Here is a 17,040-nt window from a genome sequence, read left to right as displayed (position 1 = left end):
TCAGCGTGGATGTTGACCCGCCCCATCGAAGGTCGTGCTCACTTCTCACCGCCAGCGCCGTAGCAAGCGGCGAAGACGTACTTCTCCGTAGCAACACTTGGAATGACGACCGCACAATGGCGACGGCGGCGACGTGCAATCGCGAAGGGTGCAACGACACGCCATGTGTTCGCGACGCACGAGATCGTCGAAGTCTCGGAGTCGTCGAACGGTCGCGGAACATCCTCGAACGGTCGCCCACGCACTCGCCGGTTGTTCATCGAACACCAAGCTAGGTGGATGGACTGTCTGGCGTATGGGACTCCGGTCGAGAAGGACTTCGCCATCGCCGCCATGGGCTCACTCGTTGGCCTGCTCGTGACGGCCTTCACACTGGGTTACGCGAGCATCGAGAAGAAGCATCCCGAGAACGTGGTCATCGCCCTGAGGATCTGGGCCATCTCCGCCGCCCCTCCCATGCTGTCCGTAGCGTTCGAGTTCGTGGGTGGGGGATTTGCGAAAGGCGCCAGTATTGGCCCGGGATCCATGCTCGTGGGCGTTTCGGTTTTCTCGATCATGGTTGCCCCTTTCACCTTCTTGGGCAGCTTCGGGGCCGTTCTCCCCGGCAAGGGAGGTCTCGCCATGGAGCTCTTGCGCGTGACGATCTTCCTCGGCTGGCTCTGCGCCGCCTTCATCGCGCTATCGATCGCCGCGGCGATCTGAGTGGCGTCGACTCGTCTCCATTTCGGAAGGACACCGGGCGCCGAAAACGTGGGGCGAGGTGGGCGGCCGCGCGGAAAAAGCTCACGCGAGGGCTGGACATAAACAGGTATTGGCCCCACCTATTTCGTGGAACGCTCGTGCCGGACACCGTCGCGGGCGGCAGGAGAAATGACAGGCCCGATTTCGGAGTTCCTCATCGGCGACCACCGACGCATCGCAGAGCTGCTCGCACGCGCCCGTGCGGGGGACTCGGCCGCCTACGACGAGCTTCGCGGAGCCTTGCTGCGCCACATCGGCATCGAGGAGAAGATCCTGCTCCGCGCGATTCGCGCACGGGCCGGCGAGGCTCGACGGAGCGACCCGACGAACGACGCGGGCGGACACGGCGATGAGCCGTCCCTGGCGATACGGCTCCGCCGCGACCACTCGGCGATCGCGGCCATGCTGGTGCCGCCGCCCTCGCCCGAGCTGCTCGCAAGGCTCGCCGAGCTCCTCGCGTTGCACGATCCCCTCGAGGAAGGCGAGAGCGGGCTCTATGCGCATGCCGACGAGCTGCTCGCCGACGATCCCGACATCGTCGAGCGCATGCGCCAAGCGCCCATACCACCGCTCGCCCCGAACTTCGCCGGCGAGCGCGCCTACCTCGCCATCGAGGAGCTCGTCGCACGCGCAGCAGCGGCGCGTAGGAAGGCATGAGCGGCTACGTCCTCTGCGTTTGGCTCCACGTCGTCGCCGCCGCGGTGTGGGTCGGCTCGATGGTGTTCTTCGCCGCCGCGATCGTGCCCGTCTTGCGGAGCATCGACGCGCGCCAAGCCGCGCCGGCGCTTCTCGAACGGATCGGAGCCCGGTTTCGCGTCATCGGAGGGGTCTCGCTCGGCGTTCTCCTTGTGACCGGCACCGCCAACCTCCACTACCGGGGAATCGGCTGGTCCACGATGAGCAACCCGGCATTCTCGGCAGGCGGATTCGGTCGCGTGCTCGCGTGGAAGCTCGGCCTGGTCGCGCTCGTCGTCTTGATGACGGGGGCGCACGAGGTGCGTGGTGCCATCGCCGAGTTGGCCGACATCGTTCTGGCCGACGCAGGAGACAACGCCGGACTTCGCGACGTAGCATGACTGCAGGCTAGATAGGACTGCTCGCGACGCTACGCGAGTCGCTGTCGCGTCGCGGTCCTGCCGCGGAGAGACCGAGCGATGAGCTCCGCGCGGCTCGACACGCCGTAGGCTTGGAAGATCGTTTTGACGTACTGACGGACCGTGTGCGGGCTCAAACGAAGCCGCACGGCGATCTCCTTGTCGGTTGCGCCCGTGAGGAGGTGCTCGAGCGTGGCCTCGACGCGCGGTGCGAGCGAGATGCCCATCCGCTGTTCGACGTAGAGCCCTGCGCACTCGAGGTGAACGAGGTGGAGCACGTCACGGTCCTCCTCCGAGAACGGCCGATCGGCCGCCGCGCGCATGAAGGAAAGCCCTTCGACCCGGTGGTTCCCGTCGAGCGGCCGGACCGTCGCGACAAAGTGATCGAAACGCGCCGGGCGCGCGACGTCGGAGACCCACGGCGACGAATACCAGTCACGTTTCGTCAGCAGATCACAGTCCGTCGCCGCAAACACCTCGCACGGTTTCGCGCTGAGGCGATTGATTTGCTGCACGTGATAGGGATTGACGCACGCGCCGTGGCTCTGATGCGCTTGGAAGAGCGCGATGCTGGTGTCGTCGAAGCCGGCGAGCGTCACTTTCGTCAGGCTGTTCTTCGCGCCGGGCCGGTAATCGACGTCCAGCACGCACGTGCCGATGACGGCGCCGACGACGACGAGGAGACTCTCGACGAGGTGGGCACGAGCGGCCTCGGTCGTCTGTCCGAGCTCACGCACCTCGTTCAGCAAACGAATGACCGACCGAGCTCGACGCCAAGGTATGCCCCCCATCAGGTCGTGATTATTGCATGACCCCAGCGGCCTCATGGAGTCCGGTTCCGATCCAACCTAAACTCGCAGAATCCTGCAGCCTATCTGGCTACGTCGCGGCAGCGGAGCCTGGCTGACTGTCCACGCCACGCCCTCACTCACGTTGACCGGCCCCACGGTCGTCACACTCTCGCGGAGCGAAGCCACGGGAGTGCTCGACGGGTCGCCAGACTCCTGCGCTCTTCCGGGCGGGACTTCGCGAAACACCAAAGGGCATGCCGTGAGCGCCGGCCGGCGCGGACGCCAACGCCGCGTGCTCGTGCTAGCTCATGACCATGAGCCCGACGATCCGCTGCGCGGTGGAACGCGATCTACCCTTCCTCGTGCGCCTGTGGGCGATTCCCGAGGAGGGGAACAAGAGGGACGAGAACCCGAGCGAGCCGATCGATCCCTGCTATGCCGAGGCACTCGCCGCGATCCACACGGACCCGAACAACGCACTTCTCGTGGCGGAGATCGAGGGCCGCGTCGTCGGCGCTTTCCAACTCACCATCCTTCAGTACGTCGCATACCGCGGAGGGCGTGTCGCGCTGATCGAAAACGTCATCGTGGATCCGACCGCACGCCGCCGTGGCGTCGGTGAATCCATGATGCGTTGGGCCATCGAGGAAGCGCGACGTCGAGGCTGCTTTCGCGTTCAACTCACGTCGAACAAGGTGCGAACGCGTGCCCACCGCTTCTACGAACGCCTCGGCTTCGTTGCAAGCCACGAAGGGATGAAGCTCGCGCTCGAACCCTGACGTTCAGGGCGACGGTGGCGACTCTGCGACCGGGGCGCTCGAGGAAGGGGCGCGGAGGAAGCCGACGAAAGAAAACGAACCCCGCCAGGTAAGGTCGCACGGAGGGCCGCGTCTCAGGGTCAGAAGGGACGAATGGTGAACATCATGAAGACGATTCTGACTGCGACGGCTGGCATGCTGATGGCGGGTGCACTCGGCGGCACGGTCCTGGCTGCGCCTCCCTCGGCCCCCTCGACGCACACGGGGGCGACGGTTCCCGCCGCGGCGGCCTCGGCGGTTCATAACGTCGTCCTCGTGCACGGAGGCTTCGTCGACGGCTCTGGGTGGGAGAAGGTCTACGCGAACCTGAAGAAGGACGGATATCGAGTCAGCATCGTCCAGAACCCCACGACCTCCCTCGCCGATGATGTGACCGCGACGAAGCGGGTCCTCGATCGGCAGGACGGTCCGACGATCCTCGTCGGTCACTCGTACGGCGGCGTCGTGATCACGGAAGCCGGCAATCACCCGAAGGTCGCAGGTCTCGTCTACGTGGCGGCATTCGCTCCCGATAAGGGCGAGTCGGTCAGCTCGCTGATCAAGAACCCGCCGCCGGGAGCTCCTGTCCCGCCGATCCTCCCGCCGCAGGACGGTTTCCTCCTGCTCGACAAGACGAAGTTCGCAGATTCGTTCGCGGCGGATCTCGATCCAGAGCTGGCGGCCTTCCGCGCAGACTCGCAAGTGCCGTGGGGGGTCGCTGCGCTCGAGGGCACGGTCCGAGACCCGGCGTGGCGGAGCAAGCGAAGCTGGTACGTCGTCGCGACCGACGACAAGATGATCCCTCCGCCCGCGCAGCATGCGATGTCGAAGCGCGCGGGCTCCACGGTGAGCGAGGTTAAGGGCAGCCACGCAGTCTACGAGTCGAAACCGGCTCTCGTCGCTGCCGTCATCGAGCAAGCGAGCCGCGGCGTCCACTGACGGGCTCTACGCCACTACGAGCGCGGGCCGAACTTCCGCGTGAAGAAAGGCTCCATCGCGGCGAGTAGTCCGTCGACGTCTGCGTGCTCGGGGACCGAGACGCGGCAGATCTGGACGTTGTCGCGCTTCTGCGCGTCCTTGACGCTCTGAGGCAAGGAGCCTTGCGTCGATTCTTGCGGGTTGATGACGTAAAACCAATCGGGCTTGCCGCCACCGCTCGACTGCCCGTAGCTCACGCGGCTCTTCACGAGCGAAGGCGCCGTGGCGAGCAGGTGGTCGACGAACTCATCGACCAGATCTGCGTGGTCTGTCGGCGCCGGCGGCAGATAGAAGGAGACGAGGCCGCAGTCGAGCCCTTCACGCGCCTGCGCCTCGGTCATGGCATAGAGCGTGATGTCCCGGCCTCGCGCCGCGAGCGCCGAGCGAAGGCCATCGACGAGACGCAGGGTGTTCGCGCGGATCGTCGCCATGCGCGGCCTGAGGTCCGAGAGGCCCGCTTCGAGATCGGCGAGCTGCGACGGGCGCGCGAGGGAGTCGGCATCGTTCGCGAGAGCACGCGTGCGGGCGAGAATGCTCTTCGCGATCGGATCGGAGGCGCATGCGACTACACCGAGCGTCGACTTGCCCTTCGTGAAATACTTCGAGCCGCTCTTCACGAGGAGAAACGGCCAGTCCTTCGCGCAGGCGAGCTGGAAAACCGGATAGAGCGGCGCAAGCGTCGTGTCGACGAGGACGGGGATCCGGTGTCCCCAGCGCGCCGCGTATGCGCGCAGCCCAGCGACGAGCTTCTCGAAGTCGTGTGCCTGGAGCTCGGGGTTCGTCGGGGTCTCGAGGAAGACGACCGCGGGCGCGCCGGCGAGCGCGTCGAGCCGCGCGAGGATGCCGTCGACGAGCGTGATCGCACGGCCCTCGGCGTCCATTCCGAGCACGGGGAGCGGCGCAGGCTTCAGCGGCATACTTGGAGCGAGGACCTCGGAGATCAGCTGCCCGGTACCGCCGTAGCCGTTCTGCGCATAGAAGAACGTAACGGGTGTGGGACCGAGGACAGAGACCGCGGCCGCGAAGACGGCGGCCTCCGCGGCAAGCCCGGTGCAGAAGTAAAGCGCCTCGGTGATCTCGGGGAAGAGCGCGCGGAGCTTCGCGTCGCACGCGGCCGGCGTCGACGAGGGGAAGGCGCTCGGCGTGAGCCCGAGATCGCGCTCGAGCGCGTGCAAGGCGTCGACCGCGAGGAGCGCCGAGACGGTGCGTTTGCGAATGAGCTGAATGCCCGTGGGCGGGATGCGCTTCTCGTCGCGGATCAGCAAGACTCCGCCGTGGGGCACCGGGAAACAGACGGCATCGGCTTGCTGCGCGCCCATATCGCTGGTGAATGGAGCCGCGAGCACGTGCACCGTGATCGCGTCCTCACGCGATGCGACGGGCCCTTGGTGTTGCTCGTGGAGCTCGACGCCCTGCTGGCGGAGGTGCGCCTTCTCTTCCTCCGAAACGGGGAGCTCGCCATCCGCGAAGACGTGCACGGGCAAGGTGCGTCCGGGCGCTTCGATGACGCTGAGCCAGGGCTTCGTCACCGACGCGAACGAGAAGGCGCGCGCGGCCCCGGTGCGCGCTTGCTGGAGGAGCTCGTAGACCGTCGAGAGCGGCTGCCCGAGGCGCGCGTAGTCGTAGGGGAGATTGCAGGCGTAGAGCGCAGAGCGGATAGCCTCGGGTGCCGTCACGTCGCCTTCGACGATCCGCGCAAGCGCCGCGTCGAGGCGAGCCGCAAACTGGGTCTCCGAGTCGAAGCGCGGGAGATCGTAGGTCGTCGCGCGCGGCTCCCAGTCCTCGGGCATCGCACCGGGCACGCCCAGCGTACGTCGCAGAACCTCCGCGAGGTTCGAGGCAAAGGATGGGGAGAGGGCGAGCGAGGACGTCGGCTGTGCCATGGCGATTGGCGCTAGCATACCGCCCTCACGGTCCGCGAGCCGTAACGATGAAATAGCCCATGCATGGTGGCGTCGCGACCTGAATGGCTCCTGCGCCGAGCCCTCGAAGGAGCGAATTTTCGCCATCGAGCACGACCTCGGCCGCGGCCTTGTCGTTCGCGAGCCTGGTGAGGACGACCTCGGAACCGCGCGCCGCTTCAGCCGGCGAATCGACGATACGGAAGGAAGGCAGCTCTTCGCGACCTCTTCCGATGTCGCCGAGCTTTATCGCGAGCTCGTTCTGCGGGTGGGTTCGACGCAAGGAGAGTGCGCGGTGCGAGCGTTGGATCGGGGCCGCCCCTCGACTTTGGCAGCGCAAAGGAAGACCGCGAGCGCGAAGAAATGTCCCTGGACTGAGGGACGCCCTCTCCCGCTATCCCGTGCCGAGACGGAGGGCGGCGAGTTGGACGGCAAGAACAGCTATCAGGCGCGAACTCAGTTGCGATGGACGACCAGTTTGCGGCGGAACGCGCAGCGCTGAATCAGACCCGCTTTACGGCGCGGACTTCGCCTGAGCAATGAGATGGTCGAGCCCGTTCGACGTGCCCTTCGGCCCAGCCTTGCTCTGATGAGCGTGGTCTTTGCTTGCTTCGATTCGGCGTCCGGCGTGAAGGCTCACGTACGTACCAACGAAGGAGGTATCCGATGGCCGGCAAGAATGACAAGAAGGCGGACGCGTCGACGGGACAACCGATCCACGTGGTCGACTACATCGTCCAACGATTGGCTGATGAGGGCATCACCGACTGTTTCGGGGTTCCGGGTGACTACGCCTTCCCGGTCTGTGACGCTATCGCTCGCAGCCCGAAGGTCAGATGGGTTGGCTGCTCCAATGAATTGAATGCCGCCTATGCGGCCGATGGCTATGCCCGCGTCAGGGGTGCAGCAATGCTGTCCACGACGTTCGCGGTGGGTGAGCTGTCCGCGATCAACGGGGTCATGGGCGCAAAAGCCGAGCGCTCGCTCGTCTACCACGTCGTGGGCATGCCCTCGTATCAGAACCAGCGCCTGCGCAAGGTCATGCATCATACATTCGGAGACGGAGCGTTCGACAACGTCATCCCCCTATCCGCCGGAGCGGCATGCACCCACGCCGTGATCACTCCTGAGAACTGCATGATTGAAATGGAGCGGGTGATCGCGGAGGCGCGTCGAAACAATCAACCAGCGTACATCGTCGTTCCTTCGGATTATGCCCTGACCCCGGTCATGTGGACGGAAGTGCAGCGTGCGACGCTCCAATCGAACGAGCCCTCCCTCGCGAAAGCCATCGCCGCCATCGCAGACCACCTGAGCCGCGCAAAGTCCGTCGTCGCTTTGCCGGCGTTCACGCTGTCGCGTCTCGGCTTGCAGAATGAAGCCCGAAGAGTCATCGAGGCGCTCGGCTGCCCGTATGCGACCACCGCGATGGAGAAGTGCATCATCGACGAGAGCCATCCGCAATTCGCAGGAATGTACGCGGGAGCAGTGACCGAAAAAGAGACGAAGCGCATCGTCGAGGAGGCCGAAGTGGTTCTCGACCTCGGCGGGGTGAGTCTCAACGATGAAAACACCGCGGCTTTCTCAGGACAAATCGACCCCGCGCGCTTCGTGTCGATCGAGCTGAACGACGTCCGCATCGGAGACCGGGTCTTCACCAACGTACGGCTCGCCGACGTCCTTGCGGAGCTCGCAAAGCTAAAACCGCTCGCCCAACGCTACCAGCGAGCCGAAGCGGCGGCTCCACGCCTGCCGGGGAAGCCGTCCGACAAGATCACGATGGAAGCGCTCTACCCTCGTTACGCGGCGTTCATCCAACCCGGCGACAACGTCGTCCTCGAGAGCGGGAGCACGAGCTTCGGAATTCCACCCATGCAGCTCGCGGACAACGTGCAGGTGCACATCCAAATGTTGTGGGGTTCGATTGGGTGGGCCACGGGCGCTGCGTTGGGAGTCGCGCTCGCCGATCCCAAGCGGAGAACGCTTCTGTTCACCGGGGAAGGCTCGCACCAACTGACGGCCAACGAGATCGGAAACATGGGCCGATGGGGCGCCAAGCCCATCATCTTCGTCCTCAACAACGACGGCTACATGGTGGAGCGGGCGCTCGAGCAATACCCGGACTGGACGTACAACGACCTTGCGAAATGGCGCTACGCCGACCTACCGAAGGCGCTCGGGTGCGCGGACTGGTTCACGGCGCGCGTCGAGACGCTCGGCGAGCTCGATGCTGCCTTGAAAGCGGCACGTGCGAACACAGCAGGCGCCTACATCGAAGTCATCGGCGGGCGAATGGACATGCCCCTCGGTCTCTCCTACGCGCACTCCCGCCTGAACCAATTGTATGGAGCCGCTCCTTAATCTGGAGTTCCCGCGGTTGAGCGTCGCGCCCCGGCCCTGACAGGGGCGCGACGCCTCAAGGGCCTCAGGGCCCGTAGACGATCTCGTAGGGGTGGCTTCCGCCCTTCGCGTTCTCCGGCGTTCCGTTGCCGAGATCGACCGTGCCCCGGAAGTTGCCGACGATGCGAGCGGTGTTCTTCGCGTCGATCCCGAAGTCGTCCTGGTTGATGCCATTCAGGTCGACGTTGCCGCCCGGCGTCACGCCGTTCGCCCAGAGCAGCTTTCCCTTCGGATCGAGCTTCGCGATGATCGATGCGCCACCGCTGCCAGCTTGCGGCGCCGGGAAGGAGACGCCGTCCATCGCGCTGAGCGCCGACGTCGTGAAGAGCATCACCGTCGGACGCCCACAGACGTCGAAGCGCACGCGCTTGATCCCGTCCGACCCCGTGCCGCTGAAGTACTTGTCCCACGACGGCGGGCCCGACTTGTTCTCGAGCAGGATGACGAACGCGTCCGAGCCGCCCGCAGCCGCGTGAGGTCCGGCGCCGAAGTCGACCGTTCCGGTGAACGAGCCGCCGACGACGATGCCGGTGTTCGAGGCCCCCGCGGCCGAGGTCGATTGCACCTCGCCCGCACCCGAGGTGTCGCCGAAGCCCTTGGCCCAGAGCGGCGCGCCGGTCTGCGCGCTGAGCTCGGTGACGAACCCGTTGGTCTGTCCGCCGACCATCGGCACGTTGATCGCGTTCGCCGGCTTCTCGGTCAGCGCGCCGCCGCTGAAGATGCCGGCGACGACCGTCCCGGTCGCCGTCACGTCGATGCTCTGCACATAGGTCAGGGCGGTCGTGCTCGTGCCGGCGCTCGTGCTGAGGGAGTGCGCCCAGACCGCGCCGCCGTTCGTCACGTCGAGCTCGTAGACCGAGGAGGCCTCGATCTGACCGGCGCTCAGCTCCGCCGTACTGCCGTCGCGGAGTGTGTAGGTCTGCGTCTGTCCCATCGAGCAGGAGACCACGAGGTGTCCGTTCGAGAAGTCGATCGCCGAGCAGCCGTAGCCATACGAGCCGGGCCAGAACGACTGCGCCCACAGCGGGTTGCCCGTCGCGGCGTCGAGCTTCGCGACGATCCCGAGATTCATACGGTTGGCGTTGTTGAACTGGAAGCTGCCGATCGAGAACGTGTTGCTCGAGAAGTAGCCCGTCACGTAGACGTTGTCCTGATCGTCGACCGCAACGCTCTGGAAGACGTCGGATCCGGTGCCGCCGAAGTGCTGCTGCCACACGACGTTGCCGTTGGCATCCAAGCGGACGACTGCGGCGTCCTCGGTGGTCCCGGTGCCCGTCATCACCGCAGCGTCGGGCGCATAGATCGCGGTGCCGCTGAACGAGCCGACGAGGACGTAGCCGCCATTGCTCGCGCCCGCGGTGCCATGGTTCGTTCCGACGAACGGGAACGCGCGTTCGGCGATGAAGTTGCCGGAAGCATCGCTGCAGAGATCCTGCGCCGGGCCCGAATCGCCGTCGGGCCCGCCGTCGGTCGTCACGTTGCTCCCGTCCGAGGTGTTGGCGTCGTCGTTTCCACCGCCCCCGTCGTCGATCCGCGCAGAGGCGACCGGATCGTCACCGACGCATGCGTCGAGGGCGACGAGCCCGATGGTAGCAACAATCCCGGAAGCAATCGCCGACGCCGTGGCTCTCATCCTCGGAAGGGATATCACGGTCTCGGCCCTGCTTTAAGAGTGCGTGTGGTGACCCCCTCCTCGATCATCATCCACGTTCGAACGTCTGCCCTTATCGCCTCCTCGCTCGCGGCTTTCTCTGCGTTCTGGCGGCATGCGAGGGCGGTAGAGGTGTCGCAGTAGAAGCTGCGACGTAGGATGGTCAGTACTCGCCTTTGATGACGAAGAACGAACCGCGGATTGTGCCGGCGAGCTTCGACTTCTGACGTGCGAACTTGAAGCGGTCGGCAAGCTCGCCAGGGATCTCCATTCCGTCGGAGAGCTTGAAGCCGACGGCTCGCTTCTTCGGATCGTCGATGGTGTACATGACGTTGATCGAAAGGCCGCTCTCGTAGAATACGTACGCGATCCGGATGTTCTCGACCTGGAACGCGGTGGCCTCGAGGGGACGCGACTCGATGACGATCCCACGCTCCTTCTCGAGGATGGCGTGCACCCACTCAATCGCCTTCTTGGCCTTGGCCGCCGGCTCGGTGGTGAAGGCGTGGTCGTACTTGTTCTTGAAGTAACGAGCCTCGTTCGCGCGCAGCCCCGCCAGCGCTGTGGCGACCGGCGACGACTCGAGACCCACGGTCGAAACGTTCACAAAATCCACCACCGGTGCCATGCAATGCCTACCTCCGCTTCACCTCTCGGGTGACGCGAAGCACGGTATAGTCGTCCTAAACGACAAAGAGCAGCCGGCTGCTTCCGGGTTGAGCGCAACGCCCGCGGCGATAAGCCCGTCGAGGTGAACGATGCCCCTCTTCGGCGAGCTGGCGGCGATTTTTGGCCGCCACGCTGACGCTCGACGGACCTTGCGGCGACGAACGTCAGCGTCCCGGTGCGTGAAACGAGTCGCGCCTCAGCCGCCGCCCTTCCGGCCCGGATTACCGGGGGAGGTGCCCGGACCATCGCGCCGACGATGCAGATCATGACCCATGAGAGTGAACGGGCATGCCCGCGTACGTCGCAGAACCTCCGCGAGGTTCGAGGCAAGGAAAGAGCGAGCCATCGGTCGAGAGGTCGTTCGAGCACTTCGAAGCAACCGCGCCAGAACACTGAGCGTCCGACGATCGTTGCAACCACTTCCGAGCGGGTCGCGACCCCCGGGCACGATGGTTCCAACCACTTTCCGAGGGGTCCCGACCGCTTCCACGATGGTTGGGTGCGGAGCTACCGAAGTAGGCGGTGGAGCAAGCACGCATGCGCCACCGCCGTCGCGGGACGCGAACGACTCGCAGCATGCGACGACGATGGGGCTGCTCGGTCGGGGGCTTGGAACCGTCATGCTCGGAAGAGTGATCGGCCTCGCAAGCCCGGCGTCCAGGAGGGGGGCGAGTACGCAGTGGAGCGCCAACCCGGCCTCTCGCTCTCGACGCGCTTCTGACGCACGCCAGCGCGGGGTGAGCGACTTGCCAGGACGGCTGGTTCGCCGACTACACCTGCCCGCCTGGCTATTCGTGCAACGACAAGGAGCGGTGGACGTGCACGGTGGACCCGCCGCAGTACTCGGGCTCCGACGGGGCGCCAGGCATCGACGCCCGCTCGCCGACGAGCACTCATGACGCCGCGGCCCCCGACGCACGCACCGACGCCGCCGACGTCGACGACGGCGACGCGTCGACCGACGATGCCTCGACGGACGCATCGAACGACACTGACGCCGGCATGGAATGACTTCGGTCGTGGGGTACGCTCGACCTTCGACGATGGATCAGACAGCCCACGCGACGCGTAAAACGCGCGTGGCTCTCGCCGGTCAGCGCGTCCTTCGAACTTGGTGACTGGACGATCCACCTCGGTCGGGTGTCTCCAACGCCTCCAAAGGGTCACGCTCGAGAGAAACGCCTTGCCCTGAAGCGCACTAGAGGGATCATCCTCCGGCGCATGCGCTTCGATACCGCCCGCGTCGCTACTCGATGGAGTCTTTTCGGCCACGCCACCCTTGCCGCCGTGGCCCTCGCGACCGCCGTTGTCGGATGTGCGGCGGACGAAGCGTCGGACAAGGACGACGCCTGCGCGACGGCGGAATCGTGCGCAACGAGCGACGCCATCACGAACGTTGCCGCCCCCTTCACGGTCGGGCGCGTCGAAAAGACCAACTACCCGATCATTCTTCATCACGGGTTCAACGCCTCGAGCACGAACAGCTGGAGCTACTACGGCGTCAAGCAAGCCCTCGAAGCCGACGGCCATCACGTGACGGTCACCGAGGTCGAGCCGTTCGCGGGCGTGGCCACACGCGCGAAGCGGCTCGCGGTCTTCGTGGATCGTGCACTCGACGAGCACTGCACCGCCAGAGTCGGCAGCAGCGAGACGAGCGCCGCCTTCGAAAATTGCCTCGCCACCGCAAAGGTCAACCTCGTCGCTCACTCCATGGGAGGCCTCGACGCCCGCTACCTCGCATCGAGCCTCGGCTACGCGTCGAAAATCGCGTCCATCACGACCATCTCCACGCCTCACGGCGGCAGCGCCATCGCCGACGTCGGGCTCCACTTCATTTCCGGAGAAGGCAAGTTCTCCGACGCCATCGATGCGCTCGCCAGCGCCTTCGGTCGCACGTTCACGGAAGACGACCTCGCCACAAATACCGATTTGCACGCGGCATTGTTGTCCCTCTCCGAGAAGAACGCCCCGGCCTTCGACGCGGAGAATCCCGATCAGGCCGGCATCTATTATCAGTCTTACGCCGGCGTGAGCCGCGCGATCGGTGGGCCTCGAACCGAGTCGCAACAACGCGAAGTGCTGAAAGCGTGCAACGGCATCTACTTCGGCACCGTCGCACGTGCAGACTTCATGGCGCTGCAGCTCACCGCCGGCTCACTCATCGTCGGAGGCCTCGACTTCGCTCCGCAAGACGGCATGGTCACCGTCGAACATGCGAAACGGGGCAACTTCCGAGGCTGCTTCCCGAGTGACCACTTGGACGAAGTCGGCCAAGTAAGAAAAGACAGACCGGACGTCTATACGAAGTTCGACCACCTCGCCTTCTATCGTGTCCTCGCAACCGACCTCGCCAAACGCGGGTTCTGATCCTCGACCGAAGAGTCCCGTGGCAACGACCAAACGATCTCCCAAACCATCACCGAGCTCGAAAACCGTGCACGCGCCACTCGCCGACAAGGCGCGCCGCATGCGGATCGGCGAGCTCTCGCAGCGAGTAGGCATCACGGTAGAGGCTCTCCGATTCTACGAGCGCGCGGGCGTCCTAGGCGCGGTCGATCGCGATCGCTCCGGTTATCGCGTCTACGGGGAGCAGACCTACCGCACACTCGTCGTCGTTCGTTGGGCGCAGGGGCTCGGACTACGACTCGAAGACATGGCCGGATTCCTCGGAGCCGTTCCGCCGCAAGGAACGCCCGAAGAACGGCTCGAGACGTTCACGCGCATGGTCGATGAACGACTTTCGACGTTGCGCGACGAACTCGCGCGCCTCGAACGTTCGATTCGTGATCTCGAGGCGCTGCGGAGCGTCCCGTTCCAAGGTGAATGCGTGATGCCGGCGAGTTTCGTGGACGTGCTCGTGCAAGAGCATGAGCAGCGTCCAGTCGCGGTCACGCGTCCTCGCTGACCGACGAGGCGGTGGCGCTGTAGTCACACGCAGGGGCGTCGTCACCATCGCGTTCTGCCCCGGCAGGTTTCTCGGCCTCCATCGACCGGACGAGTAGGCCAAGCGCACACCAGTAGCCATCGCGATGCCGTTCGTGCGAGCGTTGGTCATGGCGCCGCTCGGCGAGCAGGGACCTTCCCTCGAAGAACGTGAGCTATCGGACCGGAGTGAGCTGCCCGACCGGCTGAAGCGCGCCTTTTCGCTTCGTCGTAATCTCCGCCTCCTCTTCGTGCCTCCTGGCACGCACTTGAGGCCGCTCGACGGGCTGCGCGCCCTGTCGATTCTCTGGGTCGTGGTCTTCCATGCGGCCTGGTACGCGAGCCCGTTCGTTCCGATTCCGGCCTACGTCGCGCTCCTCGAGTCGCGCTGGATGGTCCCCGTTTGGCGAGGTGACTTCGGCGTCGACGTCTTCTTCGTGCTCTCGGGCTTCTTGATCGCCGGGCTCTTGATCGACGAACGAGAGCGCACGGGGCACCTGGACCTCACGCGATTCTACTGGCGGCGTCTGCTGCGACTCTGGCCAGCGCTCTTGCTGGCGGCGGTCCTGAACGTCGCGCTCATCGGCGATCACTCCTCCATGGTCTGGGCGAACTTGCTCTACGTGAGTAACTTCGTCCCCATTCTCCAGGGGGCGATGGGGTGGACCTGGTCGCTCGCGATCGAAGAGCAGTTCTATCTCGTGTGCCCATGGCTGGTGGGAGGCTTGGCTGGGCTCGGCGCGAGCGCTCGGCTCCGGACGCTCGCCGCCGTGATCGCGCTGCTCGTGACCGTCGGCGCGGTCGTCGTCGTCTCTGGCGGCTTCTTCGCGATCGACTCCGAGATAGCGATCAATCGAGATTTCTTCCGATGGACGCTCGGCTTCGACCATCTCTACGTCAAGCCGTGGATGAGGGCGGGGCCGCTGCTGATCGGCGTCTTCGCCGCGTACCTGTTTCGAGTACCGAGCTTCATGGCAGCACTCTCGAGGAGGCGCGGGCTGGGCACGGCCGGCGTCGTGGTGGCGTTTGGCGTCGCTGCCGCGAGCACCCACTGGCCGCTCGTAGTGGGCACTCCGCGGGTCGTGGAGGTCACCTTTCTGGCGACGTCGCGCACGCTCTTCGGAATCGCAGTTGCCTACGTGCTCCTGCTCTCGCTGTCTCAGCAGCCATTGGGCAGGATGCTCGGCCGATTCCTGTCTTCTCGCGTTCTGTATCCCATCGGGCAACTTGCCTATGGCGCATATCTGGTGAATCCGATCGTCTGCGCGGTCGTTCACAAGTGGCGCTCGCCGCTCGTGTGGGAAGGGCGAGCCTCCCCGATGGTGGCGTTCATGCCGCTCGACATCGCAGGAACGTTCGTCGCGGCGGCAGCGATCTACCTGTTCGTGGAGCGGCCGTTCATGACGCTGCGTCCCGGCCCGGAAACGGCGAGCAATCTCGTCGTGCCGGCGGAGGTGCCGGCGGCCTCGCACCGACCGCTCGACGTCCAACGATGGCTCTTCGCTGGCTCCGTCGCACTCGCCGCCGTTCTCGCCTGGTTCAATCGTTTCATCCAGGACGACGCCTTCATCTCGTTTCGCTATGCCCGCCATCTCGCAGCGGGGCACGGCCTCGTGTGGAACGTGGGCGAGCCTCCTCTCCAGGGATTCACGAATCCACTCTGGACGCTCGCCATCGCACTGGGCATCCGGTTCGGCCGCGATCCCGTGCGTCTGTCCCAGGGCCTCGGGCTCGCGTGCTTCGTCATCGGCCTCGTGCTGGCCGGCAAGCTTGCGGCGCGCCTAACCAAGTTCCGGTCCCTGGGAATCGCCGTCGTTCTCGGGCTGGGGCTGAACGCGTCGTTCAACGCGCACGCGACGGGCGGTCTCGAGACCCAGAGCCAGGCGATGTTCGTGGTGGTCGTGGCGTGGTGCGTGTTTCGGGGATGCACCGGGCCCTCCGCACGGTCGAGCGTCGGCTGGTTTGCTGGCGCCTCGCTCGCGGGGGGGCTCGCGCTGTGGTCGCGACTCGACAGCGCGCTGCTCGTCGGTCCGCTGCTGCTCGCCGCGCTCGCGCAGGCGCGGCGCGAGCGCTCGGTCCGCCTCGCGCTGGCTGCGGCGCTTCCCGTGACGGTGCTCGGCGCCAGCCTGGCCGCATTCGGCTGGTTCGTCTTCCACAACCTTTTGCCCAATACCTTCTATGCGAAGGCGAGCGGCGGTGACGGCACGACGCTCCGCAGCGGCTTCTCGTACCTGTTCTCGTTCCTGACGAACTATCAGTTCATGCCCTTGCTCGCGCTCGCGGTCTACCCGATCTACCTCGGGCGCGACTCCCTGCGGTGCCCGCCGTTCCTCGTTCGGGCGCTGATGTTCGTCGCCGTCGTCTGGGGCGCCTATATCGTCGCCGTCGGTGGCGACTTCATGGAGTATCGACTCTTCGTCCCCGTCCTGCCGCTGGTGGCGGTGCTCGGCACCTGGCTACTGAGCTCCAGGGGAGAGAGGCTCGTCTGGGGCTTCACCGCGGCGAGCGTGGTCGGCTCGGCGCTCTTCTACGCCAGGTTCGCGCACCTTCCCTTCGTCGACGAGGCTGGCGCCGTGGAGACGGTGCGCGGGCTCGACGCCCACCTCACGAACCACGACCAGGACTGGGGCGAGATTGGGCGCGGAGTCAGGCACGCCTTGGCGTGCGATCGCGACATCACGATCGCCGTGATGGCGGCGGGCGCGATTCCTTATTACTCGGACCTGCGCACAATCGACATGTTGGGGCTGAGCGATCCCGTGATTGCCCGCGAGGGCGTGATCCTGGGAAATCGGCCGGGTCACCGGCGCGGAGCCAGCCTGCCGTATCTCGTGAGCAAGCAGGTCAACATCGTGCTGCATCCGTGGCCGAGGAGCGACCCCGACCGATTCTCGCTCGACTACACTAGACAAGGCGTGGCGAATCGCTACGTGCCCTTGTCACGCGGCGAAGAGCTGCCGAAAGATGCCTCGATCATCGAGATCCCGATCGCCAAGGATCGCCCGCTCCGCGCCCTCTACCTCGTGCGGGACGCGAAGGTCGACCAGTGCATCGCCTCGGGCGGTTGGCGCGTGCTCCCGATCCGACCGTGATCCT

The 17,040-nt window shown here is 65.7% G+C and carries 15 protein-coding genes; 10 read left to right on the top strand and 5 right to left on the bottom strand.

From position 1 onward, the window contains the following. Nucleotides 1-279 precede the first annotated feature (279 nt). From AKJ09_RS36690 to AKJ09_RS36680, 3 genes are all read left to right on the top strand, one after another. Entirely contained in the window at nucleotides 280-702 is a 423-nt protein-coding gene (locus AKJ09_RS36690) for a hypothetical protein (protein ID WP_146652498.1), read from the top strand. A 168-nt stretch (nucleotides 703-870) separates the two neighbouring features. Next, the gene (locus tag AKJ09_RS36685; protein WP_146652497.1) at nucleotides 871-1,398 is read left to right on the top strand and encodes a hemerythrin domain-containing protein; all 528 of its coding nucleotides are present in this window, start codon (nucleotides 871-873) and stop codon (nucleotides 1,396-1,398) included. Next, a complete protein-coding gene (locus AKJ09_RS36680) occupies nucleotides 1,395-1,817 on the top strand; it encodes a DUF4149 domain-containing protein (protein ID WP_146652496.1) in 423 nt (140 codons plus the stop codon). Before AKJ09_RS36685 ends, AKJ09_RS36680 begins: the two co-directional genes overlap by 4 nt. Before the next feature lie 29 nt (nucleotides 1,818-1,846). Here AKJ09_RS36680 and AKJ09_RS36675 read toward each other — a convergent pair whose 3' ends face one another. Continuing rightward, nucleotides 1,847-2,626, bottom strand: coding sequence for a helix-turn-helix transcriptional regulator (locus AKJ09_RS36675; RefSeq protein ID WP_169928156.1), 780 nt, complete (start codon nucleotides 2,624-2,626; stop codon nucleotides 1,847-1,849). Nucleotides 2,627-2,940: 314 nt separating this feature from the next. On the opposite strand from AKJ09_RS36675, the gene AKJ09_RS36670 reads away from it, so the two are divergent. Together AKJ09_RS36670 and AKJ09_RS36665 are read left to right on the top strand one after the other, a co-directional pair. Beyond that, nucleotides 2,941-3,405, top strand: a complete 465-nt coding sequence (locus AKJ09_RS36670; protein ID WP_240488712.1) for a GNAT family N-acetyltransferase — start codon at nucleotides 2,941-2,943, stop codon at nucleotides 3,403-3,405. A gap of 144 nt (nucleotides 3,406-3,549) precedes the next feature. After that, a complete protein-coding gene (locus tag AKJ09_RS36665; RefSeq protein WP_240488711.1) occupies nucleotides 3,550-4,362 on the top strand; it encodes an alpha/beta hydrolase in 813 nt (270 codons plus the stop codon). Between the two features lie 14 nt (nucleotides 4,363-4,376). Here the strand turns inward: AKJ09_RS36665 and AKJ09_RS36660 are convergent, their stop codons facing one another. Further along, nucleotides 4,377-6,284: a PLP-dependent transferase gene (locus AKJ09_RS36660; protein WP_146652493.1), complete on the bottom strand. Its 1,908-nt coding sequence runs from the start codon at nucleotides 6,282-6,284 to the stop codon at nucleotides 4,377-4,379. Nucleotides 6,285-6,309: 25 nt separating this feature from the next. Then, the gene (locus AKJ09_RS36655) at nucleotides 6,310-6,585 is read right to left on the bottom strand and encodes an NAD(P)-dependent oxidoreductase (RefSeq protein WP_146652492.1); all 276 of its coding nucleotides are present in this window, start codon (nucleotides 6,583-6,585) and stop codon (nucleotides 6,310-6,312) included. 383 nt (nucleotides 6,586-6,968) lie between these two features. Here AKJ09_RS36655 and AKJ09_RS36650 point away from each other — a divergent pair, with 383 nt between their 5' ends. Continuing rightward, nucleotides 6,969-8,663, top strand: a complete 1,695-nt coding sequence (locus AKJ09_RS36650) for an alpha-keto acid decarboxylase family protein (protein WP_146652491.1) — start codon at nucleotides 6,969-6,971, stop codon at nucleotides 8,661-8,663. Between the two features lie 64 nt (nucleotides 8,664-8,727). Here the strand turns inward: AKJ09_RS36650 and AKJ09_RS36645 are convergent, their stop codons facing one another. Both AKJ09_RS36645 and AKJ09_RS36640 read right to left on the bottom strand, forming a co-directional pair. After that, a complete protein-coding gene (locus tag AKJ09_RS36645; protein ID WP_146652490.1) occupies nucleotides 8,728-10,335 on the bottom strand; it encodes an outer membrane protein assembly factor BamB family protein in 1,608 nt (535 codons plus the stop codon). 181 nt (nucleotides 10,336-10,516) lie between these two features. After that, nucleotides 10,517-10,981, bottom strand: coding sequence for a phage tail protein (locus AKJ09_RS36640; RefSeq protein WP_146652489.1), 465 nt, complete (start codon nucleotides 10,979-10,981; stop codon nucleotides 10,517-10,519). Nucleotides 10,982-11,847: 866 nt separating this feature from the next. Between AKJ09_RS36640 and AKJ09_RS36635 the strand changes: the two genes are divergently transcribed. The 4 genes from AKJ09_RS36635 (at nucleotide 11,848) to AKJ09_RS36620 (ending at nucleotide 17,036) form a co-directional block, all read left to right on the top strand. Next, on the top strand, nucleotides 11,848-12,033 hold the full coding sequence (locus AKJ09_RS36635) for a hypothetical protein (RefSeq protein WP_146652488.1): 186 nt from the start codon (nucleotides 11,848-11,850) through the stop codon (nucleotides 12,031-12,033). A 210-nt stretch (nucleotides 12,034-12,243) separates the two neighbouring features. Continuing rightward, nucleotides 12,244-13,389, top strand: coding sequence for an esterase/lipase family protein (locus tag AKJ09_RS36630; protein WP_146652487.1), 1,146 nt, complete (start codon nucleotides 12,244-12,246; stop codon nucleotides 13,387-13,389). A 100-nt stretch (nucleotides 13,390-13,489) separates the two neighbouring features. Next, a complete protein-coding gene (locus tag AKJ09_RS36625; RefSeq protein WP_146652486.1) occupies nucleotides 13,490-13,927 on the top strand; it encodes a MerR family DNA-binding transcriptional regulator in 438 nt (145 codons plus the stop codon). Between the two features lie 124 nt (nucleotides 13,928-14,051). Continuing rightward, nucleotides 14,052-17,036: an acyltransferase family protein gene (locus tag AKJ09_RS36620; protein ID WP_146652485.1), complete on the top strand. Its 2,985-nt coding sequence runs from the start codon at nucleotides 14,052-14,054 to the stop codon at nucleotides 17,034-17,036. Nucleotides 17,037-17,040 lie beyond the last annotated feature (4 nt).

Origin of the sequence: Labilithrix luteola, assembly GCF_001263205.1 — a bacterium.
Taxonomy (GTDB): domain Bacteria; phylum Myxococcota_A; class Polyangia; order Polyangiales; family Polyangiaceae; genus Labilithrix; species Labilithrix luteola.
Note: the sequence above shows the minus strand (reverse complement) of the source record. Positions and strands in the feature narration are given on the sequence as shown.

Excerpts from the sequence above, each read along its gene's own strand:
- AKJ09_RS36625 (WP_146652486.1), top strand. The coding sequence starts at position 13,490 with ATGCGGATCGGCGAGCTCTCGCAGCGAGTAGGCATCACGGTAGAGGCT.
- AKJ09_RS36685 (WP_146652497.1), top strand. The coding sequence starts at position 871 with ATGACAGGCCCGATTTCGGAGTTCCTCATCGGCGACCACCGACGCATC.
- AKJ09_RS36650 (WP_146652491.1), top strand. The coding sequence starts at position 6,969 with ATGGCCGGCAAGAATGACAAGAAGGCGGACGCGTCGACGGGACAACCG.
- AKJ09_RS36675 (WP_169928156.1), bottom strand. The coding sequence starts at position 2,626 with ATGGGGGGCATACCTTGGCGTCGAGCTCGGTCGGTCATTCGTTTGCTG.
- AKJ09_RS36630 (WP_146652487.1), top strand. The coding sequence starts at position 12,244 with ATGCGCTTCGATACCGCCCGCGTCGCTACTCGATGGAGTCTTTTCGGC.
- AKJ09_RS36680 (WP_146652496.1), top strand. The coding sequence starts at position 1,395 with ATGAGCGGCTACGTCCTCTGCGTTTGGCTCCACGTCGTCGCCGCCGCG.
- AKJ09_RS36670 (WP_240488712.1), top strand. The coding sequence starts at position 2,941 with ATGAGCCCGACGATCCGCTGCGCGGTGGAACGCGATCTACCCTTCCTC.
- AKJ09_RS36620 (WP_146652485.1), top strand. The coding sequence starts at position 14,052 with ATGCCGTTCGTGCGAGCGTTGGTCATGGCGCCGCTCGGCGAGCAGGGA.
- AKJ09_RS36640 (WP_146652489.1), bottom strand. The coding sequence starts at position 10,981 with ATGGCACCGGTGGTGGATTTTGTGAACGTTTCGACCGTGGGTCTCGAG.
- AKJ09_RS36660 (WP_146652493.1), bottom strand. The coding sequence starts at position 6,284 with ATGGCACAGCCGACGTCCTCGCTCGCCCTCTCCCCATCCTTTGCCTCG.
- AKJ09_RS36665 (WP_240488711.1), top strand. The coding sequence starts at position 3,550 with ATGAAGACGATTCTGACTGCGACGGCTGGCATGCTGATGGCGGGTGCA.
- AKJ09_RS36645 (WP_146652490.1), bottom strand. The coding sequence starts at position 10,335 with ATGAGAGCCACGGCGTCGGCGATTGCTTCCGGGATTGTTGCTACCATC.
- AKJ09_RS36690 (WP_146652498.1), top strand. The coding sequence starts at position 280 with ATGGACTGTCTGGCGTATGGGACTCCGGTCGAGAAGGACTTCGCCATC.